Here is a 25,870-nt window from a genome sequence, read left to right on the forward strand (position 1 = left end):
GTTATGCGCGTGAAATCATCTACGCGCCGCCACGCCGCATTGCCGCCGGATCGGTCTCCACACGACGCTCACGGCTGCAACGCCGGCGGCAGCGGCGGCAGCGAGGGCAGTCCGGAGATCGTGCCGGGCCGGCCGGTCACGAAGATGCGCTCCGGCATGCGGAAGCCGCGCAGCTTCAGCAGGTCCAGCGGCCCCGCGCCGGCCTGCACGCGCAGCACGTAGCGCAGCGGAGAGGTTGCATCGCGGGTCGTGGCGGTGTCCGTCGGTTCGCCCAACGTGTCGCCCGTGTCGCCCGTGTCGCCCGTACCGCCCATACTGCCCGTACCACCCGTACCACCCGTACCACCCGCAGCGGACGCGGCCGAGCGTGTCCCGATGCCGTCGCGACTCGCCACCCCGCCATTCCAGACCAGCTCGTAGCGTGTGTCGTCGAGCGCTTTCACCTGGGCTTTCTCCAGCATCCGCAGGAAGGCCCAGTCTCCGGTAGCATCGAACGCGATGCGCAGGCCGCCGTCCAGCGTCTGCCAGTACAGCCGCGCATGGCCGTTCAGGCCGTTGCCCGGCCACGCGAACGGGGTCCACGTTTCACGCTGGTTGAAGTAGACAAGCGGCTGGCCGTCGATGACCAGTTCCGTGCGCGTAACACCCGGCGTCGCCAGCGGCATCAGCGTGAAGTGATAACCCGCCTCGCCCCGTGCGTAGAGGTGTGCGCCCATCGGCCCAATCAGGTGCAGCATCGCGAGGAACGCCGGATCGAACTGCAGCGCTTGCGGCGCGAGTGCGTTGGGCACCCATTCGTCGCCCTGGCGCTTGAGCACGCCCGCCAGTTCGACCTCGATGAAGCGGCTGATCAGTCCCGTGTCGGGCCGCACGTAGCGACCGAATTCGGCAAAGGACGCGTCGGCGCTCGTCGGCGCAAACGGATAGCGCGAAGCGAATGACGACTGGAAAGGAGCGGCCACCGCGGCACGCCACGCGTCGTTCAGGCTCGCGGCAGCAGGCTGCAGTACCGCCTGCCAGGCCGCGTCGAGCGGCTGTACGAACAGGGTCTGCCCGAAGCCAGACCATTGCGCGCCCAGGCTCGCAGCCGTGAGCGCCGCGTCGTCGCGCGCCTGCGACAGGTCCGAGAGCTTGCCCTGGAAAATCGCCTGCGCGAGCGAGCGTGCCATCGCCTGCGCATCGGGACTGGCCTGGATCTGCTGCAGCTTCAGGCGCACGGTCGTATCCGCCGTCAGCACGCGCGACAGGCTCACGCCACTGAACGCGACGGCATTCGCAGCCTGCCCGTTGCCGGCGTTGCCGCCGGCCGAGGCGGCACCGGCGTCACCCATCAGCGCCAGCAGCGGGCCGAACGTGCGGTCCAGCGGGTTGACCACGGGGGCCTGCGTCGCGTTGCTGTCGCCGCTGTCGAACAGTCCCTGCGCCTTGCGCACCAGCGTATCGGTAAGCGCCTGCGAGGGACGGCCTGCCTCGCCCTGGTACTGCACCGACTTCATCACCGCCAGCAGCGGCGAGGTCTGCGCATCAGTGATGCGCGTAAGCTGATCGATGACCCCCGAGAAACTGTTCGCCGGGATCCACTGGAAACTGTTGAGCATGGTCGCCCAGGCCGCTGTGTAGTCCGTGAAATACCGGTCACGCAGTCGCTTCCTCAGATCATCAGCGCTCTTCCTGGCGTCGACGGCGGCCTGCGCCGCGCCGACCGCGCCTTCCACGGTGGTGGCGCTGATCCGGGCACTCGGCTGGTCGCCAGTCAGTACCCAGTCACCCTCGACATGCTGCCCTTTCACGGCGTCGTCGATGGCCTTCTCGACGACGCCTTCCCACGCCGCGCGCGTGAAAATGCCCGGCACCGTCTGCGTGGTCGTGAACAGGCCATGCGCATCCGCGCCAGCAAGCATCGTGGCGAGCGACACGTCGGCGTACTTGCCACGCGCCTCGTCGAGCACGCGCTGATAAAGCACATCATCGCTTGCCGCGAGGCCGATCTGGTTGACGAGCGTCGAACGCATCTGTGTGACCAGCGGCTGCGATGCGTTGATCCGCCACTCAGGATGCGCCTTCAGGTGATCGGACCAGAAGCGGGCGAGCTGCTGCGAGGTATCGAGCCATTCGCCCGCGCGCATCCTGGGCATGGCCGGCCAGACCGCCAGCATCTGCGCCCTCAGGAACGGCGCGTCGGTGCGCGCCGGGGCGGCGAGCATCAGATAGGCCTTGAGGCGGTCGTAGGCCTGTTGCTGCGCGGCTTGGCTCTGCTGCTCGTCGGCGCGGATCTGCGAGAGCCGGGCCAGTTGCCCTTCGAGCGCCTGCACGACGGGCTGGCGCATGTTGCGGATCGCGACGGTCCGGTAGGGCTGCCAGAGCGCGTCGAGCAGATCGCCGTTGCGCGAGAGGCCGGCACGCAGATACCACGGGGCGCCGTGCTGCCGGCGGTATTCGAGCGTGGCGATTTCGTTCTGCAACGCGAGTTGCGCGCGCAGCGCCTGGGGGGTGGCGGGCGGCGCGGCAAGTGCGGTTGCTGCAGCCGCCTGCGCATCGCGGACCAGCGTCCGGTTGCCGAGGCCCGAAATCACCAGCAGCACGATCCATGCGATGGCGCCGGCCAGCGCGCAGGCCGCGAGCGTGTCCGGCCAGTAAAAGCCCGTGCGGCGGCCATGATAGTTCGGCACAGAAGCAGCGATCTCGCGCCAGACCGGCAGCAGGGCGGCAGGCTGCTCGCGCGTCACGATGAGCGGCGCGGGCACACTGGCCGCCTCGCCGGGTACGCCGTCACGGCCGTTCCCGCCGCTCCCGCCGTTCACATTGGCAACCGGTACCGGGACAACCGTCGGCCCCGGAAAAACCGGGGCGAACAGGATTCCCGCGAGCGGCGCGCGCAGCCAGTTCGACGCGGCCAGGGCTCCTGCGCCCGCGGCGATCCGTCCGGCGTGGTCGCCGACATACTTCGAGATTTCCATCAGCCAGGTCACCCGACGGTCATTCCGGGTACACCACCGCACGCCTGCGTCTGCCGTGCTCTGCTCGACTGCGCCGAGCAAGGCCGGCAGCCTCGCGGCGGCGGCCTGCGCCTGCCTGCGCGTCGTGCCCGGCATGAAGGTGCCGATGGCATCGTAGCGCTCCGACGGGCCACCCCGCACCGTGACCGGATGCAGGAACATCACGGGAGCGGCCCAGCCCAGCGCGGTGGCGATCGCTGCAAGCCTGCGCAGCAGTTCGGTATCCTTATCGTCTGCACGGGCGACATGCACGACGCCATCCACCGGAGCGCGGCGGTGCAGGCGCCGGAGCTGGCCGAGCCACGCCGCGGCCTCGATGCCGTCCGGCGACGCATGCACGAGGAGGGTGTCGGCCACATGCATGACGCCCGCCTGCCTGAGGCCGGGCGCGACCTGATCGATGCGCTCGTCCGTGCCGTTCACCAGCAGCCAGTGCAGGCGGCGACGCCAGAACCAGCCGTGTGAAACGCGTAGTTCTTCGACCATGCGCTGCAGGCGGGCGTCGCGTTTGAGCGGTTTCGCCTGCTTCGTGCCGTCGCCAGTTTCAGAGCGAAACAGTCTGGCTGCCCCACCGTATGCGCCAGTCGATATGGCGAACAGATGGACAATGACGATGATGACCAGCCCGATCGGGATGCCGATCAATATCTGCGTTCGGGTTGCGTCATCCGCGATACCGAGACGATCACGCCCGAACCAGACCATCAGGAGTGCGGCAATGGCGAGAACGAGCGCCACAAGGGGCATGCCCCATATCGATACGCGGCTCGGAGCCGGCCTGCTGGCGATGGCTTCAGGCTCCATGTTCTGCAGGTTATTTCTGGGAGTCGTCATGCGTGAAAGCGTTTGTCTGTTCAGGGCGGATGACATGGAGGATGGCCGACTGCAGACCATCGACAACCAGTTGCGGACCGTCCGCCGCACCGGCCTCAATGGCGGCAGCCATCGCCAGCAGGCCGTTTGCCGCGCCCGCGTTGCCAACCGTACGATCGGGCCGGTACTGTGCTGCGTCCTTCGACGCGGCCTGAAAACCAGCCGCAGCGAGGGCGCGGTCGCAGTGCTCAACCGGGCGCGTGATCCACGCGCGCGTCACTGCTGCGGCCTTGACCTTGCCCCAGAGCGCGGCATTCGCGAAACCATATTCAGCCTCGCCGTCGATCCCCTGGACGGGCCGGTGCAGCGCAGCCTTGCGACTGATTTCCGGCGGGAGCTTGAAATAGCGCGGGTCGAACAGCACGGCGACGCATCCTTCGGTAGAACCTTCGTCGATGGCATCGTCGTACCACTGTGCGGCGACGGCGAGAAGCGGGCGGTGCTCGTGCGCATCGAGCCAGGTATCGACCACCAGCAGCCCCTCGGCAGCGGCGACGGCCTGAACCGCAAGTGGGGGCAGCGCCGCCAGTTGTAAGGCCTCCCGGACCTGTGCCACACGCAGGTCAGCCGCTTCTGGCCCAACGAGTACCCGCACCTGCGGCCAGTACGTCCTTTCGTAGCGGGTCAGCGCATGGATGGTTCCAGCCAGCGGTTCAAGTGCAACGCGGATCATCTGGGCAGCGGGAGCGGCTTTCATCTGTACGTCTGCGTCGCCACCCTCTACATCCTGTTCATCCGTCATGCCCTGGTGCGCCAGAAGCGGGTCATCGTCCTCGAAGCGACTGCACAGGACCTTCCCCGAGCCGTGCCGCGGTGCCTGCGTCTTCAGGATCGACCTTTTCCCTGCCAGAACGTCAGCGAGGGACTTACCGCCAAGCGGCAGACAGTAACCCGCACCGAGTACGTGCAGCGGGCGCTGCGCGAACCGGATTCTCTGCGCAAGCCAGCGGTCACGATGATGGTCGCGCCAGTACGCGCGATACCACAGCACCTCGTAGCACGCGCGTGCAAACCCAAGCAGGACCAGGAACACCCCGTTCGGTGCCCCCACCACCCAGATCCAGAACTTGAGGCCGCTTGCAGGCTCCCCCTTCGGCCACGCAAGCAGCACGATCACCGGACCGAACACGTTACAGACGAACCAGGTAGCCGCCCATGGCCAGAAGCGCATCCTGGGCGGATACGCGCTGGGGCGTCCGGCAGGAGAAAGATCGACCGGCATTACGCGATATTGACGTGCTGCAGCGACGAGATCAGGCGACAACCGCACGCGCAGCGGTAATGATGGAAGGCAACCTCCTTGCCGTCGCGGTCGGGGAATCTGGCGTAGCCCTCGTCAATCGTGGTCGGGCCGTGCAAGGCGCAGATCGCGGCGTCGCCCTTGCGGGCAAGCGGCCTGCCCATGACATTCATCCACGGCGAGCCACCAGTCACTTCTCCGCCATGTTCGAGTTCGTCGCCTTTGCGAATGGGAGATTTCATTGGAGATATTGTTTATTGGTTCGGTTCTGTCACGAGACTTGCCGCTCCGGCACCTGCCGGTAAGGGCGGACTGATAAATTCGATACTTCTCAATACAGCCATTATTTTGGGTAGCACATTGCTCTTGGGGCTATCGAGAGCCATGACTGGTGTATTGACGCAGAGAACTTGAGGACCAGCTGTCTGCACCAGACAAAAGTTGAATCGCCTTTGGCGCCTTGCCTCCTCGCCAATTGTGTCGTCGTAAGTATTACCGCGCCCCTTCCAGTTTTTGCCCGCAAAGATGTAGCTATGGAAATGCTGCGCTGCCTCAAAGGGTTGATTGGTGGCACTCCAAATCCACTGACCATTCACGTATTTGGAATCCAGCTGCTCATCAATCCCATCTGGCGATGCTTGCGTGAGGCAGCGAAAACCTGCCTCTATATCAATTCCTTTTTTTAAGTCCAAATACGTATAGGCTCCCGATCCACCTTCGCTTGCGAAGATCCCTCCCGCAAGATCGTGTATCTGAAAGCTACAGCGACCAAACAAATAGATCTGGTCTTTGGTCTTCTTTGCCCCTACTTCAGCAGATCTGACAGAATCATCGGCATGCGAAATGTTAGTTACAGCACTCAACACGCAGAAGAGAAAAACGCTCAGCTTCATGGCCGCCTCGGTATGTAGCTTTGGGGCATGATTTGTGCGACACCATTTGCGTCCGGAAACATTGGGCTATCGAGAAATACCATTGAAGCCGATGTGTACGCCTGAAAACGCGCCACAATGCCATTCACCTTGTCATACTTGGCCGATGGTTTCCCGACGTTGATAGTTGCCGCGGCGCATCCGAAGGCTTCATTGTATGGTTTCCGAAATTGATTGAATGGAATTTACGCCAACATCGCCCACGAAACCAACTCTCTTTTTCCATCTCCCTCGATCATCCTTGTAAAATCCACGATAACTAAAAACGGCCTTTTCCAGGCATTCGTCATAGTCTGCCCTGCCCTCGCAAATGTAGCCTGGCGAAAGGTAAGCGCGACGCACAATCATGATATACAAAAACTCTCCACCCGAATTTCCGTCGGATGAAGACATAGGCAGCAACGTTTTAGATTTCAATGCCACCACGCATTGATCATGCACACCTTGACTACCATAGGTTTCGGTCAAATTATCAAAGTGATTTTCTTCAGATGAGAGCACGTCGTCATTTTTATTGTGAAGCGTAGATAATTCGCAATTTTTATACGCGGCATTAATCGCCGGATCGGTAAGCATTGGAGATGCTTCGGCTGCCAGTCCACTCGACCGTCCCGTCAGCAGAAAGACCTGAAAGGCCACCGAAATGAGTCCTCGGACAATTGCTTTGATTGTCATACGCCACCTCGACTCAAGAGTCGCTCACCTTTGAGAATGGGATGTTTAGTCATTGTTTCCTCGATTACTGGAGACAGATGTTGGGTCGATTGCCGGGCTCAATTCCAGAAAGGATGACGCGTCAACAAATTTAACGGACTTCAAGATCGCCCTGATTTTCCACAACTCGTTGTGCTCGCCTGTATCTGCAAGCCATTGAACTGGCGACTTTCCGCAAAGTGCATGCGTCCGGTGAACAAGACAGAAATAGAACATGCGGGCACGATGTTTTTCATCGCCAGTGGTCTCGTCAACCGTAAGGCCCATGCCTGTCCAGTTGCTGCCCGTGAACTGAACTGTCTGCGGGTGAGCATCCGGATTGAAGGGGATCAACTCAGGCTCATTTGGGCTGGGCCACGGGTTGTACATCAGCCATTTGCCATCGACCTGTTTAGCATTCAGCATCGCGCCAATCCCTTCGTCGTTCGCGTCTACGCAAAACAACCCGAAGGTTCCTATGACAGAAGATGCATTTGGTCCGGTATCAGGTAGGTCATAGACACCCTGTTGGGGAGGTGTTTGTTCGGGATGCGGAACGATGAACTTGCCACCAAACATGTTTGCAATCGTGAACTTACATGCTCCAATGGTTACTATCGCCTCGGTCGAAATTGCTGGGCTCGGGACTTGAGCCATAGCATGTGCGATTAGACTAAACAACAATGCAACGCCCACAAATTTTCCCAAAAGGACGACCTGCTTCTCCATATTCACCCTCAACCTGAAAATAAGCGATATCCGATTAACAGAATCAAGAACCGTTGCCGGTATGTAACTCCACCCAGTCGGTCAGAGCCATTAATGCGCTCGTATAACCCTGAAACCGTGCCTGCAAGCCGTAGATGCTCGAAAAAGAGCTGGACGGATGTCCCACGTTGACGGTTGCCGCAACCTGTCCAAACGATTCACAGCTGAAATAAGCCATTGGGGATATTCCCACCGTTTTCGTTTCACGTTGCAAGACAGGTTGCATGTCGGCATACTTAGCTGCACCCGACCACGCCCAGTACGCTGCCGCACTGTCAGTCGCATCGAATTTGTCGATACTCAATAACCTTCGCCATTCCTGCATTGACACAGGTACAGTTGGTTCTAGTGCCATAAGTGCATGGTTATTGCGAGTCGTGTTGGTGGTATGTGCAGCCTCATGCAATCGGTCTGCAAGAGACTGATCCACCTGCCGGCCGCAAAAACGCCAGTACTTGATGTAATTGTCCGGCCAGGTCAGTTGCAGAAATCCGCGCCCGACCCACGGTGCATATCTCGGAGGAGGCGTGCTTCCCCCCTCAGTTAGCAGCGAAAACCACTGAGTTTCCTGCATCGCGTTGCCGAGAAAAGCCGCCTGCCGCAATGGCCTCGTGATGCCAAATTTGCACATGGCCTTGTTTAACTCAGCGCCATATCCAGCAATCGTGTCACGCGATGGCGAGATTCTTTCTGAAACCCATTGGCCATGCCCAACGGAACGAAGGGCGGTGGGCGGAAACATCAGCGTGTACTCTTTTGGGCTCAGCCACCCACACCTCCTGAAATGCCGGATAAACGCCAGCGGATGGAAAAACCATAGCTCCTGCCCGGCGAGCGGCGTCTTGTCCAGAAACTGGAACTTGCTCAGGAAACCGGTGAACCTGGTATATCCATCGGGGTTCGTATCCTTCTGCTTGCCAAAGAAACCGTACGGATCGTTCAGGTCCTTGTACCGTTCTGCGTTGCCGGAGGGATCCCACTCGCTGCGCGCCTTGAACACCATTCCCCTGAGTTTCTTGTCCACACCACTCGTGTTCTGCACGTAGCTGGCAAGCTGCAGATCGACCTCATTGCTGTTGTTTGGATCGGCTTCGAGCGGCCGTGCCGATGGCAGCGAATCCTGAATGCCGGTCAACCCGCAAAGCGTGGCGTAATCGCATCGCCCGGCGTCATTGAACGGCGTGTTGTCGTCGCCGACTTTTTGCCAGCCTGTGAAGAACGGGAAATCCGCATCAGACAACTTCTTGATCGCGTCCGGCGCGATGTTGACATAGCCCAGCGTGTCGTTCTCATCGAACGGCACTGCAATCCAGGTTGCACAATCCGCCGCCGTCAGCGTTGGATGATCCGAAAGAATGCGCCCGAACCGCAGCATCTCATAGCCGTCGCTCGGGCACGCCGGATAGAGCGCCATCGCACGGTCATACAGGCCGTATTCGTAGCGCTTCGGTTTGTGGTGGCTATCGGTACCGCTGTCGTATGGGTCCGCAACCGGATCGGACGTGAGTAGTGTCACGTTGCCGCTACCACCGCGATCGATCCACGCGCGCGTAAAGCGCTGCCCCTTGTTGAACCAGGCCTCGACATAGAGCGTGTCGCCTGCTGCGAGCGAGCCGCCAGGCACACGGGGAAACCAGCTGTCATCAGTGCCCGCCGGTTGCGGATAGAACTCCTGCGGGCCGGAAATGATGAAATAGCTGTGCCCCCAATAGTCGCCCGTGTCAGGCTGAGCCGGTTTTTTCACCCCGATCTGTACCTTGTCGAACCAGGCGATGAAATCGGCCTCCGCCATGAAAATTTCGAAGTGCAGATGCGTCACGCCCTGATGCTGGCCCATGTACCCGAGCATGTCCTTGCGATAGACCTTCTTCGTGCCGCCCGTCTGGACCACGCCATCCTTGCCCCCTGCCGTATCGAGCAGCCATTTGGGCAACGCATTCGCCGAGCCAACCTCCGGCGGATCGTTAGGCTGGGGGATGACGTGTTCCTGGCTGGTCATGTCCAGCAGGTGCATGTAGAGCGAGTAGTACGTGATGGTGCGCCCGTCGCCCGTGTCAGTCTTGTGCCGCAGCAGAACGAAGCCGGCATTCGAGTTCAGCAGAGGTTTCCCGGTCATCGAATCGGTCGCGCCGTCGGAGATGGCGTTCCTGCAGACGCGGTACGCCACAACGTCGCCATCGGCGATCGCGCGCACAGGCTCCGCCTGCTCGCCCGGGTTCAGATGGATGGCGCAATGGGAACGCCGGTCGAAGGTGACCGGCCAGACTCCGTGATGGCCGATTTCGAACTGGTCGATCAGGTCCATCATGGGGTCCGGCTTCGACGCATCGCTGGACGACAGGCCCGCGGCGGGGAGAAAGGGAGGGCTGATGATCATGGCTTCAGCGGGAGGGCGAATACAGGTCGGAAATCTTCAGGCTGCTCTTCGCCAGGGACGGCAACGGGGTCGGCACGTTGTCGGGCCCGATGAACGTGAACGAACCCGCCTTGATGGTGAACGCGCCAGGACAATGGAACGTCATGTTGCCGCCCTCGATCTCGAGCGAAGCTCCGCCACTGTTGAGCGTGATCTTCGACTTCGCCGATACCTGGACGTCCGCACTTTCGCTGGCGACGCGCAACTGCTTCTGGGCGAACAGGTCCATCCCGTCGGTGAGCGCCGACGCCGTGAACTTCCCCTTCGCGGCAGTCAGATGGATACCAAGCCTGTGCGCACACAGCGAAATCAGTTCGCCCGCCGCCATGCGCAGCCGCCTGGCGACGCTCACGTCCATGTCCTGGCCTGCCGTGACAATCGCGTTCTGGCCCGCCGAGTGCTGCATCGACTTCGGCGTCACGAACGCCATGCCACCGGGTGCGCTCGCGAGCAGCCCCGCGTCGCGAAGCTGGTCGAGCCCGTCGAGAAGCGCGGCCTGCGCGGCCCGGTCGGCCGGGGCAGCGCCCGCCTGCGAGGTGGCGGCAGCCAGCGCTTCCACCCGCTGCAGCGCGGCCTTCAGTTGCGCAACGGCAGCGGGCATGTCGAGCTGCGGCGTATCGGTCCCGGCCGCCGCATCCGCCGAGAAAAACAGCCCCTTCGCCGCGCGCAGCGTCCCCCACGATTTCGTCGTCGCCTCGAAGCCTTCCCCGCGCGCGAGCTTTTTGCCGTTGAGCAGATAGCCCTGGTTGAAAGCCGTCTGGCCATACACCGTCGCGATCCGCGCGCTTTCCTTGCCCTGCAGGTCGTTGAACACGATCTCCGCGCCGAGCAGCGGCGCGCGCCAGATCGCGTAACTGAAGAGGGCATCCGTGCCGCGCACCGGATCCTGATGCGCGAAGTCGTTCAGGGCGCCGCTGATGTACATGCGGTCCACGTCGTGATTTTCGCCATCGAGCAGCACCTCGGTCCCCGGCAGCAGCGGCGCGTGAAAGCCGCCCCGGTCTGACGATGACGGACGCAGCAGCCGCAGGTTCAGCAGCCTGTTGTCGCTGCTGCCCGGGCCCTGCAGGAATTTCGGCTGCACGCTGTACCGCCCGTGCCCGTCCATGTCGCCGTAGGGGGTAGGGTGGCTCGTCGTGACCACGCCCACAACGGGACCCGGCAGAAAACGCCAGTCCCGCTCGAAGTCAAACGCGGGCCGGTACGTCAGGTGCGCCGGCATCGCCTTGAAGCGCGTATAGGCCGGCTTCGTGCGGCTGCCCTTCATCCTGAACGACGTGATCACGAAGCCGTATTCGGCGCCCGCGAGCTTCGTGTTGGTGAGCTTGGCGACGACCCCCGCCGCGATACCTTTCGCATCGCTCTCGCCCGCGAGCGTCGCCTGCCGCGCAATCTGCCGGTCGCGCCGCGTCTGCGCAAACGTGCCGGCTTGCGCCGGCGTCAGATGGCCCTCGGCGCTGCGGCTGATGCGCCCGAACGCCGAACGGTCGTCTGCCTCGCAGGAGACGTTCGCCGTGGCCCGCAGCGGGTCCGCCGGGCTCCGGTAGTTGCGCTCCCACAGTTCAACCGTCGCCGGCACCAGCGTGCGTTGCGCGTGGACGGCCTGCGTCGCCTCGTGCCAGTCGCTGTGCAGGCCCGCGGCGGCCAGCAGCGGCATCTCGATCGAGCGGAGGTACGCGCGCGGATGGTTGGCGAACACGATCGTGTCGAGCCTGCCGTCCGTGCCTCGTCCCTGCCGGTAGAACCAGAACACCCCGAGGCGGCGGCAGTGACGCGCGATGAAGTTCCAGAGGGACTCCTCGTACCTCACCACGGCTTCCATCTTTGCCTGCAGCCCTTCGATCTGGAATTCGACATCGAAGGCGTCGAAGTTCTTGCGGTCGACCAGTGCCCGGGTGATCAGCTCCTGCAACGTCACGTCGCGGTAGACGTCGCTCCCGATGATGCGCTTGCCGTACGCGACAAAACGCGGCTCGATGCGCAGCCGGTAGGCCGACTCCTCGCGGCTTGTGCGCACGCGCTTCCAGCGCGTCACCACACCGTTGAACGTGGCCGCCGCACGGTCGACGGGCGCGCTCCAGCTTGCCGAGGGCACCGCGGCCCGTTCATCGATCTGCAGGCCCGCGCGCCAGCCAACGTACTCCTTGCCGTCGAGATCGCGTTGCGGCGAGGTGACCGTCACATCGACGCTGTAGTCCTTGCAGAACCCGCCGCGCACCTTGAAGTCGAGCACGTCGAGATCGTGATTCTTCCGGCCGACCCACAGCCTGAGCCTCTGGGTCAGGCGCGAACCCGGACGCTCCAGCGTATCCCTGAATTCCCTCGATACCGCATTCATCGACGCACGTTCCTTCTCTCGTTCAAAGAAGCAGGGCACAACGGTTGCGTCGGCAACCATCGACCAGGGAATCTAGAACCGCACCGCGCATCCCGTCAATTGCACTGCCCCTGGCTTGTCTGGAATCTCCAACATATCTGCAAAATAATGATAAATCGGAGTCCTATCTGTTTTTTGAGATGTGGGGGGGTGATAGGAGAAGGGATCGTTGATCGTCCACAGGCGGAGTGGGGGCTGTGTCTGCAGCGGAGGCGTACCGGGCATCGTCGCGCTGGTCAGTCCGATCCCCGCGCCCGATGCGATGCCCTTCGCATCGGGCCTGCCTGCGAGCATCACCTGATGGGCGAGGGGCTCGTCAGGCCGTGTCTGCGCAAGCGTTTCGCCCTGCGCCTGCGTCAGGTGAAACGTCGTGCTGTGGCGACTCGTGCCTGACGCCGGGCGGCTGTCTGACTCGCGGGAGACGTTCGCTGCCGCCCGCAGCGGATTCTCCGGCGCGCGGATGCTCCGCAAAACGAGGATATCGCGCGATCCGTTCTCGCCGCGCATCTGCCGGTAGAACCCGACGATGCCCTTGCGTTTCGCATGCCCCGCGATGAGATGCCCGACCGACTTTTCATGCGTCTGGCCGGCGCAATTTTTCGTGCGCTCGTTTGTTCAGATCCCGGGATGCCGGGGCGGGCGCGTGGGTGGGTGGCGCGGCGTATCGGCCCCGTTCGCTGTCGCGGCATTCAGATAGAAACAGATAAATAGGAATGCTATGGTTTTCGAAGTTTGACGATATGAAGGACTTAATCCCGAATCGCATCGCATTGCGATCCCATCGCCTCGACCCGATGCGTCTCCTCACTCCTCGCCCACCGCCTCGTCTGCACCCGGCATCCTGAACTTGCGCAGCTTGTGATAGAGCGTCTTGCGCGGCATCCCGAGCGCCGCGCTGGCTTCGCCGACGTTGCCGTTGCAGCGCCGCATCATCTCGTCGATCAGCACGTACTCGAAGCGCGCGAGCTGTTCGGCGAGCGAGCCGGCCGGCGCCGCGCCGCCGTCGGCGGGCACCAGCCGGTCGCCCGCCAGTCCCAGCACGAAGCGGTCGGCCACGTTCTGCAGTTCGCGCACGTTGCCGGGCCATTGATGCGCGAGCAGCTCCGACATCTGCGCAGCCGACACGACCGGCGCGGCCTGTCCGAAACGGCGCGCGGCCGCGAGCACGAAGTGCTCGAACAGCAGCGGGATATCCTCGCGGCGCTCGCGCAGCGGCGGCAATTCGATCTGCGCGACGTTCAGCCGGTAGAACAGGTCCGCGCGAAAGCTGCCGTCCTTCGAGCGCTCCGCCAGATCCGCTTTCGACGCGGCAATCACCCGGCAATCGACGGGAATTGGCTCGTTCGCGCCGAGCCGCTCGATCTGCCGCTCCTGCAGCACGCGCAGCAGCTTGATCTGCAGCGACACCGGCATCGTTTCGATCTCGTCGAGAAAGAGCGTGCCGCGGTGCGCCCATTCGACCTTGCCGACGCGGCGCTTCAGCGCGCCAGTAAAGGCGCCGGGTTCGTGGCCGAACAGTTCGCTCTCGAACAGCGGTTCGGGCAGCCCGCCGCAGTTCAGCGCGACGAAATGATGCGCGCGGCGATTGCCGAAGTCGTGCAGGCCGCGCGCGATCAGCTCCTTGCCGGTGCCGGTTTCGCCGGTGATCAGCACCGGCACCGCGGTATCGGCGAGCCGCAGGATTTTCTTGCGCACGTCGGCGATCGCCGGCGACTTGCCGAGCACGACCGCCTCGATGCCGTGCCAGTTGCGCAGCGCGTCGCGCAGGCCTTCCACTTCGAGTGTCAGGCGCCGCTTCTCGACCGCGCGCGCGACGCGGCTTGCGATGTGCTCGGAAGAAAACGGCTTTTCGATGAAGTCGTACGCGCCGACCTGCATCGCCGCAACCGCGGTGGAGATGTCCGCGTGTCCGCTGATCAGGACGACCGGGATCTGCGCATCGGTCGCGAGCACCCGTTCGAGCAGCTGCATGCCGTTCATTTCCGGCATCCGCACGTCGGACACGAACACGACCGGCGCGCCCGGCAGCGCCTCGGCCAGCGCCTCGCGCGGCGACGCGTACGCGCGCACGGAGAAGCCCGCGATCGCGATCGCCTGCTCGACGCCGAGCCGCACGTTCTCGTCGTCCTCGACGACGACTACGCGCACTTCATCGTTCATCCACCACCCCTTGTTCAGTCATGCTCATGAATTCGATCGTGAACAGCGCGCCCCCTTCCGCGCGGTTCGACGCGCGGATCTGGCCGCCGAAGCCCTGCACGATGCGCATCGTGATCGCGAGCCCCAGGCCGAGCCCGCGGCCGCGCGGCTTGGTCGTGACGAACGGCTCGAACAGATGCGCGAGCACTTCGTCGGCGATGCCCGGCCCGCTGTCCGCGATCGTCAGCTGCGCGCGGCCCGCGCTGTCGTGCGCGTGCGCCTCGACGACGATGCGCCGCTGCGGCTGTCCGGCCACCGCGTCGAGCGCATTGCCGAGCAGGTTCACGAGCACCTGCTGCAACTGGCTCGGGTCGGCCCAGACCCGCAGCTGCGCCGGGATCCGCACCTCCAGCTGCACCGCGTCGTCGCGCAGACGCGCGTCGTAGATAAGGCGCGCGTGTTCGACCGCGTCGTCGAGCGCCACCGCGATGCGCTGCGTCTCGGGCTTGCGCGCGAACGCCTTCAGCTCGCTCGTGAGCACCGCCATCGCGTCGACCAGCTTCGCGATGCGTTCGAGATTCGCGCTGGCGAGCGCGGTCTGGTTGCGGCCGATGAACGCGCGCGCATTGTCGGAGAGCGTGCGGATCGCGCCGAGCGGCTGGTTCAGCTCGTGCGTGAGGCCCGCCGCCATCTGGCCGAGCACCGCCAGCTTGCCGGCGTGCACGAGCTCCTGCTCGGTGCGCGCGCGCTCGGCGATTTCCTGCTGCAGGCTCGCGTTGGCCGCGCTCAGTTGCGCGGTGCGCGCCTCCACCGTCGCTTCGAGACGGTCGTTCGCGCGGCGCAGCGCGTCCTGCGCACGCAGCTTTTCCGCGATCGCGCGGCGCCGCTGGATCGCGTACAGCGTGTAGAGCCCGACGATCAGAAACAGCGCGGTGACGAACGCGAGCGCGGTGCGCACCTGGTGCACCGCGGGCGCGACGTCGAGTAGCACGATCAGCGAGTCGCCGGCCTGCGGCGCGCGGCGGCTCAGTTCGAGAAAGCGCCGCGTGTGTCCGGGGCGGCCGAAGTCGGGAAAGCGGGCGAAGCGCGCCGCGGCGCTCCAGTCGCCGAGCATGCGGTGCGGCAGCACCGGCACCGCGCGCCCCGCATACTGGCGCGACGCTTCGATCTGCTGCTGCCGTTGCGGCGGGATCGGCGCGAGGGCGCTGAATTTCCACGCCGGCACGGTCGAGATCACGATCACGCCGTTCGCGTCGACCACCAGCGCGGCTTCGCCGGGCGTGCGCCACGCGTCTTCCAGCGCGTCGACGCTCACCTTGACGGCGACCGCGCCGACGGGCTTGCCGCCCTCGCGGACCGCGCTCGCGAAATACAGCCCCGGCATGCCGGTATTGGTGCCGATCCCGAAGAAGCGGCCTGCGCCTTGCGCGAGCGCGTCCTGGAAGTAGGGCCGATAGGCGACGTTGGTGCCGATGAACGTGAACGGCTGGTTCCAGTTGCTCGCGGCGATCACCTCGCCGCTCAGGTCGATCACGTCGATCGCGACGCCGCCGGTATCGTCGTTCACCGCCTGCAGATAGGTGTTGACCGGATGCAGCAGCGCGCCGCGCGCGGCGGGCGGCGCGCCGAGCAGCGCGCGCACGCTGTCCTGGCGCGCCACGATGCCCGGCACCATTTCGTAGCGGCCGAGCGCGCTGCGCAGCGCCGCCGCGTACAGGTCGAGCCGGTGCGCGCCGACCGCCGCGATCGAGTCGATCGAGCGCTGCCATGCGATATCGGCGGCGAGCCCGGCGCTCACGACGTACAGCACCGCGGCCGCCGCCCAGCCCCACAGCGGAATTCCGCGCACCCGGATGCGGGCGAACGACCTCATCAATGCCTCGCTGACGTCTCAAGCCGGCTCATTGTGGCAAATTGCCGGGCGGGCGTACAGCCCGCGGCGCGGGCCGGCGGGCATTACCCGAAGTGCGCGAGCCCGATCAGCACCAGCGTGACGACGATCGCGCCGCCGATGCGCGTGGCGATCTGCGCGAACGGCATCAGCTGCATGCGGTTCGCGGCGGTCAGGATCGCGACGTCGCCGGTGCCGCCCTGGCCGCTGTGGCACGCGTTGACGATCGCGGTGTCGATCGGGTACATCCCGAGCAGGCGGCCGGCGACGAAGCCGGTGCCCATCAGCGCGGTCACCGTCGCGACGATCGTGATCACGTTGGCGAACGTGAAGGCTGCGACGAGCTTGTCCCACGGCGTCATCGCGACGCCGATCGCGAACAGCAGCGGGTAGGTCACCGCGGTCGAGAAGAACTTGTAGACGATCAGCGCGCCTTCCTGCAGCGGCGGCGACACCGCGCGCGCGAGCTTCACCAGCACCGCGATGAACAGCATCGCGACCGGCGCCGGCAGCCCGAACAGGTTGCGGCACATCAGGCCGAGCAGGTACAGCGTGATCGCGGTGATGCCGGCGGCGGCAATGTGCGCGACATCCACCTGGCCGGTGACCGTCTCGTGCACCGGGCCGATGTCGCCGGCTTCGCCGGGCTGCAGGCGGCCCTCGCCGGTCAGATGCGGCCGCCGCTTGCCGAGCATGTCGAGCGCACCCGACAGCACGATCGCGGTCAGGCTGCCGAGCATCACCGGCGGCAGCACCTGCGCGAACATTTCGCCCTGCGGCAGATGCAGGATCTCCGCATAGCCGACCGACAGCGGAATCGCGCCTTCGCCGACCCCGCCCGCCATGATCGGCGCGACGATGTAGAGGAACGTATGGCGCGCGCCGAGGCCGAGCGCGGTGCCCACCGCGGTGCCGACCAGCATCGCGGCGAGCGTGCCGAGCGCGAGCGGCACGAAGATCTTCAGGAAGCCGCGGATCAGCACGCGCCGGTCCATCCCGAGAATGCTGCCGACGATGATCGACGCGATGAACAGGTACAGGAAGTTGGTCGACTTCGTGAAGTCCTTCGTCAGCACGAGGATCGGCTTGGGCAGCAGATGGTAGTAGTTCAGCGCCGACGGGATGAAGGTCGCGAAGATCGCGGCCGCGCCGATGCTGCGCACGAACGGCAGCCGCTTGCCGATTTCCGCGCACGTGAAGCCGAAGAACGCGAGGACCGCGATCGCCATCGAGATTTCGCCGGGCACCTTGCCGGAGATCGCGAAGCCGGCGATCAGCGCGAGCAGGATCAGGTAGACCGGCAGCGGGATGATGCCGATGCGGAATTCCATCAGCTTCCACCAGCCTTCGGGCCAGAACTTCGTGCTGCCGGCGGCGGGTTCGGCGGCGGCGAGCGGCTGGCCGACGGCGGGTTGCGATACGGATGAACTGCTGCGCACGGGGTGTCTCCTCTGTGGGGGCGGGTCCGGTGTCCGGATCCTGGGTGTCGATACAGCGTGTTGGGCGGCGCGCGCAGGCCGCGCGCCGGGCTGTTCGTGACAGCGGGCCGAGCTAACGCAAGCGGCATGCCAATGGACGTGCACCGGATTGAACCGGCCGGCGCCTTGATTAGATTGAGTTTTTTCCGGCGCCGGATGGCGGGCCCGGCGCGCGAGGCTGAAACCCCGGAATGACGCCCGCCGGCCGGCTGAATTCTCGGCCGCGCCCGCTGCGGCGATGCCTATCGCATCGCCCGGTGCGCCGAAAGGTCAAGGAGCACGGCAACATCGGGTCTGTTCGCCGCATCGGGAAGCGGGCGCAGCGCTATGCTGCTGCATCGGCCAGCGCGCTCAAGCCGGACGGCGCGCGCGGTTGACGCGGCCCGCGCGTTTGGGTACCTTCACTGCGCATTTCGCGGCGAGGGCCGGCGCGCGCAGCAATACAACATCGCCGACGCGGCGCGCGGGCCGTGGCCGCGCGCGGCCGCGCGGACCGCAGCGGCGCGTGTCGGGACTGTCGCGCGGCATCGCGGGTGCGGCATCGCGCGGGCGCCACAGCCGCCGGACTACCCGGCTCGCGGATCGGCTTCTTGGGGACAACGTGCAGGAAACGTCGATGGACGATGGCGCAGACCACTATTTCGTGGGTCTGACCCAGCAGCACAGCGTCGGGGGACTGGCCCGCATCCGCGGCCACGGGGCCATCACGCTGCCGGCAAGCCGCGTCTATCCGGTCGGCGAGCGCTTCACGACGTTCGTGCAGCCGATCCTGCGCCTGCTGAACTGCGACTCGCACGTCCAGGAGATCGTCCTGCGGCCGGTGCTCGGGCGCTACGGAATCAGCCAGGAACTGTCGGTGGGGCTCGAAGTGCGCGCCGCGTCGGGCTTCAACGCGGCGGCGCTCGCGGCCGGCGTGTTCCATCTCGCGCATTCGGCGGCGCAGACCGACGCGTTCGTCGGCCGCGTGCTGCCGCCGGACGAATGGACCGACAACGCGCGCCCCGGTCTCACAGTGCTGTTCCGCGAGCCGCGGCGCATCGCGAACACGGCCGAGCTGGTGCGCCGGATCGTCGGGTTTCCGGGCGACGGCTGGGCGATCGACGGCTTCACGACGATTCCGTCGGCCGAGCGGCGCATCGGCATCATCCAGGGGCTGCGCTATATCTTTCTGCCGGAAATCAGCATCCGCTGGGACCGCGCGCTGCGCGAGCGGCTCGCCGCGAGCGACGAGGAGATCGAGGTGATCCTGCTCGACCAGGCGACGCGCATCGGCCGGCTGTGCAAGGCGCTGCAGGCCGATCCGACGATCGAGGCCGCGTGGCTCACGTGGTTCGACGTGATGGTGGCAGGCATCGAGGACTATCCGGAGGTCATCGCGCAACTGGCGGCGGAGCAGGGCGCGCGCGCGGCCGACCCCGCGTCGATGACGCGCAAGGCGTTCTCCGAAATCCTCCATCTGACGAGCTTCGGCGTGCTGCAAAAGCGCCTCGCACGGATCGGCGCCGGCGCGCCGCCGCCCGCGCGTCCGGACGCGGCCGCGTGCGACATCGCGCTCGCGCATCCGGCGGACGACGCGGACCTGCGGGGAAAGAGCTATGGCTGACCTGACCGCGGCGCTGTTCGCGCGCTACAACCGGGTGATGCGCGGCACCTTTGTCGGCGTGCTGGTGGTGGCCTGCGCGCTGGTCTATCTGCAGTTCAAGATGACGCTCGGCACCGAGCAGGCGAGTCTCGCGCAGCGGATGCAGGAGCAGGCGGTCGCGCTCGACGCGCTCGTGAAGAGCAGCGCGGACGCGGTCAACTCGATGCGCATCGAGGCGCAGACCTGGTTCCGGCTGCATCCGCAGGGCGCGCCGCCGTCGACGCTGCTGCGCGCGCTGCAGCCCGGGCCGGTGCCGGGCAGCGTGACGCTCGACCAGCTGCCGCCGCCGTGGACGAGCGCCGATGCGGGCAATCTGACGGGCCTGCCCGGGGCGCGCACGCCCGCGCTCGAGCGCGACCTGGAAATGGCGCTGAGCCTGAACGATGCGTTCAAGTCGATCAAGGCCAACCTGCCGGGCGCGACCTGGGTGTATTACACGTCGGCGCGGCGCTTCATCAACATCTACCCGTGGGTCGCGTCGAAGCAGTTCTTCTACGCGGACACGCTGCTGCAAAAGGCGTTCTACGCGGGGGTCGAGCCGTCGCGCGATCCGGCGCGCCGCATCATCTGGACCCCGGTCTATCTCGACGAGGCCGGCCAGGGCGTGATGGTCACCGCATCGGCCGGCGTCTACGACGGCGCGCAGTTCAGCGGCTCCGTTTCGCTCGACCTGACGCTCGGCTGGCTGAACCAGTTCGTGCGCAACTGGGATCCGGCGTTCGGCACGCTGTTCGTCATCAACGATCATGCGCAGCTCGTCGCGCATCCGCAGCTCGTGCACGCCGGCGCGACCGAAGTGCTGTCGGCCGCGAGCGCGTTCCCGCCGGCGCTGCGCAGCGGGCTGGACGCGACGCTTGCCGCGTCGCAGCAGCATCTGCTTGCCGAGCACGGCTACTATATCGAAACGCTCGCGATCCGCAACGCGCCGTTCCGGCTCGTGCTGCTGGTGCCGCAGTGGAACCTCGTGCGCACCGCGCTCGAAACCGGCGTGCCGAGCGTGCTGCTGCTCGTGATCGGCCTCACGATGATGCTGCTGATCGCGAGCCGCCTCACCTACAACGACGCGATCGTGCCCGCGCAGAAGCTGGTGCGCTACATCCAGGAGGAAGACCGCGGCGCGGTCCGCTCGATCCCGGATATTCCGCAGGCATGGCGGCCGTGGTTCCTGACGATCCAGAACGTGTTCAACGCGCATACGAAGCTCGTGTCGATCCAGCAGGAGCTCGACGTCGCGCGGCGCATGCAGCAGTCGATCGTGCCGACGCGCTTCCCGTCGCGGCCCGACCTGCAGATGTTCGCGCGGATGATCCCGGCGCGCGAGGTGGGCGGCGATTTCTATGACTATTTCTGGCTGTCGGAGCGGCGCATCGGCGTGGTGATCGCCGACGTGTCCGGCAAGGGCGTGCCGGCCGCGCTCTTCATGGCGGTGGCGCGCACGCTGCTGCGCGCGATCGCGCCGAGCGCGGCGGACCCGGGCGCGTGTCTCGCGCTCGCGAACGACCTGTTGGCGCAGGACAACGAAGCGACGATGTTCGTCACGCTGTTCTACGGTATCCTCGATATCGGCACGGGCGAGTTCGAATATGCGAACGCCGGCCACAATCCGCCGTATCTGATCGCACCGGACGGCACGGTCGCCGCGTTGCCCGGAACCGGCGGAATGGCGCTCGGCGTGATCGAGGGCGTGGAGTATGCGCAAGGACGCGCGCAGCTCGCGCCGGGCTCCACGCTGCTGCTGTATACGGACGGCATCACCGAAGCGTTCGATCCGGCGGATACGGAATACGGCGACGCGCGCCTTGCGCAGACCCTCGCGGGCGGCTCGGCCGTCGGCGTCGAGGCGCTGCTCAAGCGCGTCGTCGACGACGTCTACGCGTTCGCGAACGGTGCGCCGCAATCCGACGACATCACCTGTGTTGCGGTTCGCTTTGCCGCATCGGGGGCCATCACCGAATGAACGTCACGCATACATTCGATACCGAGCTCGACCCGGGCGCACCGGACGTCGGCGCGCTGATCGGGCAGTTCGAAGCGCTCGTCGCCGCGTGCGGTCTGCCGCGCGCGTTCGCGCAAAGCTTTGCGCTCGCCTTCGACGAGGTGATCTCGAACATTGCCGCCTACGGCTCGGCGCGCCAGCCGATCCGCGTGCACGTGAGCGCGTCGGGCGATGAGGTGTGCGCGCAGGTGATCGACGACGGCGTCGCCTTCGATCCGCTGCAACTGCCCGATCCGGATATCACGAGCGGCATCGACGAACGCGCGATCGGCGGGCTCGGCGTATTTCTGGTCAAAAAGATGATGGACGAGGTCGCGTACGAGCGCCGCGAGCCGTACAACTGCCTGCGCTTCACGAAGCGCGTCGGCGCGCCGGGCGGCGCCGCGCCGCAGTCCTGAGCAACGAGGAACGGAATGAATATCAGCGAAGCAAACGAAGGCGCGGTTCTGGTGGTGGCAGTAGCGGGGCGGGTCGACAGCACGACGGCGCGGCAGCTCGAAGAGGTGTTGCCGGAGCGCGTGCAGGGCGCGCCGCGCGTGCTGCTGGATCTGACCGACGTGCAGTACGTGAGCTCGGCCGGCCTGCGCGTGATGCTGAAGGCCGCCAAGATCGCAAAGGGCACCGCGCATCAGCTTGCGCTCGCGGGGCTCGCTCCGCAGGTGTACGAAGTGTTTCAGGTGATCGGTTTCGAGGCGCTGTTCCGCATTTTCCCGGACCGCGCGGCCGGGCTCGCCGCGCTCGCAGGCGACGCGCCGTAACGGCGCCGCGGGCCGCGTCAGGCGGCCCGTGGCCCGTGGCCGGGTCGGTTCGGGGCAGGGTTTTCCCCTGCGGCCAGCGTCAGGCCCGCCTCGGGCCCGCGCCGGGCGCGGGCCCGGCTTCAGGCCATCAGGACTTCGGCGCGAGCCACGAGTCTTCCGACTCGATGCCGTCCGGGTCGAACGTCCACGTGATTTTCTCGTAGGTGAACGAGATGTCTTCCATGTGGCCCATTTGCTTGTTTTCGAGCGCGAGGCAGTTCGGCGTCCACGAGCGGACGTTCGTGAGGATCGCATTCGACAGCTTCACGGTGTAGTACTTCTCTTCCGTGCCCTTCGGCGAGATGCGGTAGTACTCGAGCGTGACGTCCTTCATCTGCTCGCCGGAGGTGAGCGCCTGGAACAGCTTGGGCGAGGACTTGTCGATTTCCTTCGTGAGGGTCATCGGCAGATGCACGCGCTTGCCGGTGGGCAGGCCCGTCTGCGGGCTCTTCGGAATCTCGATCGTGTGATCGACGGCCTGCACGAGAATCTTGCCTTCGTGGCCCTTGACCTTGGTCGAGCCTTCGATTTTCCCCTGATTCTGGCCTTCGAGTACGAGGTAGCACGGCATCGGCATGATAAGTCCTCCAGTTGATTTGAGTGGGTCGCGCCAGCGGTCTTGCCGGCGCGGCGACGGTTTCATCGGGTGCCGCCCTTTTGCGGTCCCGCACAGTTCGTCTCTGTGCATGTGAGACATTCTGGTCTCGCGCGGTTACCCGCACATTTCAGCTATCCCGGTTCCGGTTACGGTTGAAACATGGCCGGCGGCGCTTCGTTGCCGGCCCGCTGCCGCGCCGCGGCCGTTCACGCGAACTGGCCGAAGCGCTCCAGCGCGTCCGCGCGGGTCTCCGCAATGGCCAGGATCTTCATGAACCCGACCAGTTCGAACGCCGTGCGCACCTGGCTGCGCAGCCCGCACAGCATCAGTTCGCCGGCCGACTGCTTCAGCCGCTTGGCGGCCACCAGCACGACGCGCAGCCCGGCGCTGGAGATGTAGTCGAGCGCGCTCAGGTCGAGCAGCAACTGGTTGGCGCCCTCGTCGAGACGGCGCAGGATTTCCGCTTCGATCTGCAGCGCGTCCGTGCTCTTGAGTGCGCCCTGCAGACGCACGACGAGCACGTCCTCACACATTTCATACTGGTTTGCCACGGCGGTCTCCTGCGCGGAATGCGTCTGCGGGATGCGTTTTGCGGGGTGCGTCTACGATTGCGTCAGCGGTTGTGTCTGTTCGGGGGGCCCGCCGGCGGACGGCCGCGCGATGCGGCCATCCGGCACGCGGCCCGTGTCGGGTCCGCACCGGGCCCGCACCGGGCGCGGGCCCGGCTTCAGGCCATCACGACTTCGGCGCGAGCCACGAGTCTTCCGACTCGATGCCGTCCGGGTCGAACGTCCACGTGATCTTCTCGTAGGTGAACGAGATGTCTTCCATGTGGCCCATCTGCTTGTTTTCCGGCGCGAGGCAGTTCGGCGTCCACGAGCAGATGTTCGTGAGGATCGCGTTCGACAGCTTCACCGTGTAGTACTTCTCTTCCGTGCCCTTCGGCGAGATGCGGTAGTACTCGAGCGTGACGTCCTTCATCTGCTCGCCGGAAGTCAGCGCCTGGAACAGCTTGGGCGAGGACTTGTCGATTTCCTTCGTGAGGGTCATCGGCAGATGCACGCGCTTGCCGGTGGGCAGGCCCGTCTGCGGGCTCTTCGGAATCTCGATCGTGTGATCGACGGCCTGCACGAGAATCTTGCCTTCGTGGCCCTTGACCTTGGTCGAGCCTTCGATTTTCCCCTGATTCTGGCCTTCGAGTACGAGGTAGCACGGCATCGGCATGATAAGTCCTCCAGTTGATTTGAGTGGGTCGCGCCAGCGGTCTTGCCGGCGCGGCGACGGTTTCGTCGGGTGCCGCCCTTTTGCGGTCCCGCACAGTTCGTCTCTGTGCATGGGATGAATTCTGGGCGTGAGCCGTTACCCGCGCGTTTCAGAAATGCCGCGCCGGGTTACGGTTGAAACAGACCCGCCGAAGGACGGACGCGCGCCCGCGCCGCGCGATGCCGCGCGGGACCAGGGAGAGAGCGTAGGGGTTTACGCGGGACGCGCGGATGTCCGGGAGTGCGCGCGCGTCCGCGCCGCGGTTCAGGCGACTTCGTTGAAGCGTTCGAGCGCCTGGGCGCGCGTGTCGGCGACGTTCAGGATATGCAGGAAGCCGCTGATCTCGAACACCTCGCGGATCTGGCTGTGGATGCCGCACAGCACCAGCAGTCCGGCCGACTGCTTTAGCCGCTTGGCGGCCACCAGCACGACGCGCAGCCCGGCGCTGGAGATGTAGTCGAGCGCGCTCAGGTCGAGCAGCAACTGGTTGGTGCCCTGGTCGAGCTCGCGCATGATTCCCGCTTCGATCTGCGCGGCGTTCGCGCTGTTGAAGGCCCCTTCGAGGCCGACGACGAGCACCTGCCCGAGCGTTTCATACTGGTTTGCCACAATGGTCTCGCATGCGTCGTGGCAGCCGCCGCGCATCTGCGCCGCGCGGCTGTCCGTTCCTGTGTGGGCCGGCTGCGGCGGTGTTGCCGCCGCCTCCGGCATTCCCCGGTCGTGCGCCGATGTGTTTCATCGGTCGGTGCCGGCGGGCACGAAAGCGTATTCATGGAAGCGGCGCAACGCGGCGCTGCCGCGTCGCAGCGCGACCCGTTGTCCGTCGTCGCGCGCGACGGGTTCGCCGCCGCGTGCGTATTCGAACGAGGGTTCGCTTTTTTCCATGCTTTTATTTGAGCGCCTTTCCAAAAGTTTTTCCGCCGGCTGCCGTAGACAGGCGAGTATGTTATTCGCCTGTCGGGCGGCGATGCGTAGCGTAGCATGGGAAACGGGTGCGCCGGAATGCGCGAAGCGGTTAAAGCATCGAACGTGCCGGCCGTGCGAGGCGACGTTGCGCCCGCACGATAAAGCCCCTGAAACACGGGGTAACGGATATCCCGCAGCGTCTGTGCATCGCGCGCGAAGGGCTGCGTGCGATACGCCGATGGAGGCGGTTTAAACGCAGATTTATGTAGCGAAAAAAACGCGCATGCTGCTATGCTTTAGGGCATTTCGAAGCAAGCCGTTTTCATTCACGCTGCGATATTGGTTAGAGGGGACAAGCATGGCATCTGACGGGTCTGTCGCGCCGAAGGAGCGCGTCAATATTGTGTATCGCCCGGCCACGGGGGATGCCAAGGCGGAAGTCGAACTGCCGCTGAAGCTGCTGGTGCTCGGCGACTTCACGCTGCGTGACGACGATACGCCGATCGAAGAAATGAAGCCCATCAACGTCGACAAGGACAACTTCAACGACGTGCTGAAAGGGCAGAAACTGTCGCTCGACCTGGCGGTGCCGAACCGGCTCGATGCGAACGCCGATCCCGACGCCGCGCTCGCGGTGAACATGAAGTTCGAATCGATCGACGACTTCTCGCCGGACGCGATCGTCGAAAAGGTCCCCGAGCTGCGCCAGATGATCGCGCTGCGCGATGCGCTGAAGGCGCTCAAGGGTCCGCTCGGCAACATTCCGGATTTCCGCAAGCGCGTCCAGGAACTGATCGAGGACGAAGGCGTGCGTGCCCGTCTGCTGAGCGAGCTCGGCATCCAGGAAAAGTAATGTCGCATCCAT

At 65.1% G+C, this 25,870-nt stretch carries 22 protein-coding genes; 6 read left to right on the forward strand and 16 right to left on the reverse strand.

Features of this window, described 5'->3' with window-relative positions:
* Positions 1 to 68: 68 nt before the first annotated feature.
* From AC3AP7_RS23170 to AC3AP7_RS23225, 12 genes are all read right to left on the reverse strand, one after another.
* Positions 69 to 3,866 (reverse strand): ImcF-related family protein, encoded by a 3,798-nt coding sequence (locus AC3AP7_RS23170; protein ID WP_488324868.1) that lies wholly within the window; start codon positions 3,864 to 3,866, stop codon positions 69 to 71.
* Positions 3,811 to 5,091: a hypothetical protein gene (locus AC3AP7_RS23175; protein WP_487364871.1), complete on the reverse strand. Its 1,281-nt coding sequence runs from the start codon at positions 5,089 to 5,091 to the stop codon at positions 3,811 to 3,813. The genes AC3AP7_RS23170 and AC3AP7_RS23175 overlap by 56 nt, the downstream gene beginning before the upstream one ends.
* Positions 5,091 to 5,351 (reverse strand): PAAR domain-containing protein, encoded by a 261-nt coding sequence (locus tag AC3AP7_RS23180; protein WP_487364872.1) that lies wholly within the window; start codon positions 5,349 to 5,351, stop codon positions 5,091 to 5,093. The genes AC3AP7_RS23175 and AC3AP7_RS23180 overlap by 1 nt, the downstream gene beginning before the upstream one ends.
* A gap of 12 nt (positions 5,352 to 5,363) precedes the next feature.
* A complete protein-coding gene (locus AC3AP7_RS23185; protein WP_487364873.1) occupies positions 5,364 to 6,002 on the reverse strand; it encodes a hypothetical protein in 639 nt (212 codons plus the stop codon).
* Positions 6,003 to 6,191: 189 nt separating this feature from the next.
* Positions 6,192 to 6,716 (reverse strand): hypothetical protein, encoded by a 525-nt coding sequence (locus AC3AP7_RS23190; protein WP_487364874.1) that lies wholly within the window; start codon positions 6,714 to 6,716, stop codon positions 6,192 to 6,194.
* A 45-nt stretch (positions 6,717 to 6,761) separates the two neighbouring features.
* Positions 6,762 to 7,463, reverse strand: coding sequence for a hypothetical protein (locus AC3AP7_RS23195; protein WP_487364875.1), 702 nt, complete (start codon positions 7,461 to 7,463; stop codon positions 6,762 to 6,764).
* Between the two features lie 43 nt (positions 7,464 to 7,506).
* Positions 7,507 to 9,879, reverse strand: coding sequence for a hypothetical protein (locus AC3AP7_RS23200; protein WP_487364876.1), 2,373 nt, complete (start codon positions 9,877 to 9,879; stop codon positions 7,507 to 7,509).
* A gap of 4 nt (positions 9,880 to 9,883) precedes the next feature.
* A complete protein-coding gene (locus AC3AP7_RS23205) occupies positions 9,884 to 12,256 on the reverse strand; it encodes a DUF2345 domain-containing protein (protein WP_487364877.1) in 2,373 nt (790 codons plus the stop codon).
* A gap of 72 nt (positions 12,257 to 12,328) precedes the next feature.
* Positions 12,329 to 12,802: a hypothetical protein gene (locus AC3AP7_RS23210; RefSeq protein ID WP_487364878.1), complete on the reverse strand. Its 474-nt coding sequence runs from the start codon at positions 12,800 to 12,802 to the stop codon at positions 12,329 to 12,331.
* 297 nt (positions 12,803 to 13,099) lie between these two features.
* Positions 13,100 to 14,455 carry a sigma-54-dependent transcriptional regulator gene (locus AC3AP7_RS23215; RefSeq protein WP_487364879.1) on the reverse strand — a complete coding sequence of 452 codons (1,356 nt, stop codon included), beginning with the start codon at positions 14,453 to 14,455 and terminating at the stop codon, positions 13,100 to 13,102.
* Positions 14,445 to 16,307 (reverse strand): sensor histidine kinase, encoded by a 1,863-nt coding sequence (locus tag AC3AP7_RS23220; protein ID WP_487364880.1) that lies wholly within the window; start codon positions 16,305 to 16,307, stop codon positions 14,445 to 14,447. Before AC3AP7_RS23220 ends, AC3AP7_RS23215 begins: the two co-directional genes overlap by 11 nt.
* Before the next feature lie 83 nt (positions 16,308 to 16,390).
* On the reverse strand, positions 16,391 to 17,656 hold the full coding sequence (locus AC3AP7_RS23225) for a 2-hydroxycarboxylate transporter family protein (RefSeq protein WP_487364991.1): 1,266 nt from the start codon (positions 17,654 to 17,656) through the stop codon (positions 16,391 to 16,393).
* 763 nt (positions 17,657 to 18,419) lie between these two features.
* On the opposite strand from AC3AP7_RS23225, the gene AC3AP7_RS23230 reads away from it, so the two are divergent.
* Genes AC3AP7_RS23230 through AC3AP7_RS23245 form a run of 4 tightly spaced genes read left to right on the forward strand, consistent with a single transcriptional unit; the run spans position 18,420 to position 22,199 of the window.
* Positions 18,420 to 19,406 (forward strand): hypothetical protein, encoded by a 987-nt coding sequence (locus AC3AP7_RS23230; RefSeq protein WP_487364881.1) that lies wholly within the window; start codon positions 18,420 to 18,422, stop codon positions 19,404 to 19,406.
* On the forward strand, positions 19,399 to 21,402 hold the full coding sequence (locus AC3AP7_RS23235; protein WP_487364882.1) for a SpoIIE family protein phosphatase: 2,004 nt from the start codon (positions 19,399 to 19,401) through the stop codon (positions 21,400 to 21,402). Before AC3AP7_RS23230 ends, AC3AP7_RS23235 begins: the two co-directional genes overlap by 8 nt.
* On the forward strand, positions 21,399 to 21,839 hold the full coding sequence (locus AC3AP7_RS23240; RefSeq protein WP_487364883.1) for an ATP-binding protein: 441 nt from the start codon (positions 21,399 to 21,401) through the stop codon (positions 21,837 to 21,839). Before AC3AP7_RS23235 ends, AC3AP7_RS23240 begins: the two co-directional genes overlap by 4 nt.
* 15 nt (positions 21,840 to 21,854) lie before the next feature.
* Entirely contained in the window at positions 21,855 to 22,199 is a 345-nt protein-coding gene (locus AC3AP7_RS23245) for an STAS domain-containing protein (RefSeq protein WP_487364884.1), read from the forward strand.
* A 127-nt stretch (positions 22,200 to 22,326) separates the two neighbouring features.
* Here the strand turns inward: AC3AP7_RS23245 and AC3AP7_RS23250 are convergent, their stop codons facing one another.
* From AC3AP7_RS23250 to AC3AP7_RS23265, 4 genes are all read right to left on the reverse strand, one after another.
* Positions 22,327 to 22,815 (reverse strand): Hcp family type VI secretion system effector, encoded by a 489-nt coding sequence (locus tag AC3AP7_RS23250; protein WP_487364885.1) that lies wholly within the window; start codon positions 22,813 to 22,815, stop codon positions 22,327 to 22,329.
* A 227-nt stretch (positions 22,816 to 23,042) separates the two neighbouring features.
* Positions 23,043 to 23,387 (reverse strand): STAS domain-containing protein, encoded by a 345-nt coding sequence (locus AC3AP7_RS23255; RefSeq protein ID WP_487364886.1) that lies wholly within the window; start codon positions 23,385 to 23,387, stop codon positions 23,043 to 23,045.
* A gap of 184 nt (positions 23,388 to 23,571) precedes the next feature.
* Positions 23,572 to 24,060, reverse strand: coding sequence for an Hcp family type VI secretion system effector (locus AC3AP7_RS23260; protein WP_487364887.1), 489 nt, complete (start codon positions 24,058 to 24,060; stop codon positions 23,572 to 23,574).
* Positions 24,061 to 24,363: 303 nt separating this feature from the next.
* A complete protein-coding gene (locus AC3AP7_RS23265) occupies positions 24,364 to 24,708 on the reverse strand; it encodes an STAS domain-containing protein (protein ID WP_487364888.1) in 345 nt (114 codons plus the stop codon).
* Between the two features lie 162 nt (positions 24,709 to 24,870).
* Here AC3AP7_RS23265 and AC3AP7_RS23270 point away from each other — a divergent pair, with 162 nt between their 5' ends.
* Positions 24,871 to 24,996 (forward strand): hypothetical protein, encoded by a 126-nt coding sequence (locus AC3AP7_RS23270; protein WP_488324869.1) that lies wholly within the window; start codon positions 24,871 to 24,873, stop codon positions 24,994 to 24,996.
* A gap of 367 nt (positions 24,997 to 25,363) precedes the next feature.
* Complete coding sequence (gene tssB, locus AC3AP7_RS23275; protein WP_487364889.1) at positions 25,364 to 25,858, forward strand: type VI secretion system contractile sheath small subunit; 495 nt, start codon at positions 25,364 to 25,366, stop codon at positions 25,856 to 25,858.
* Positions 25,859 to 25,870 lie beyond the last annotated feature (12 nt).

The sequence above is a fragment of the Paraburkholderia sp. PAMB 6770 genome (assembly GCF_057748135.1).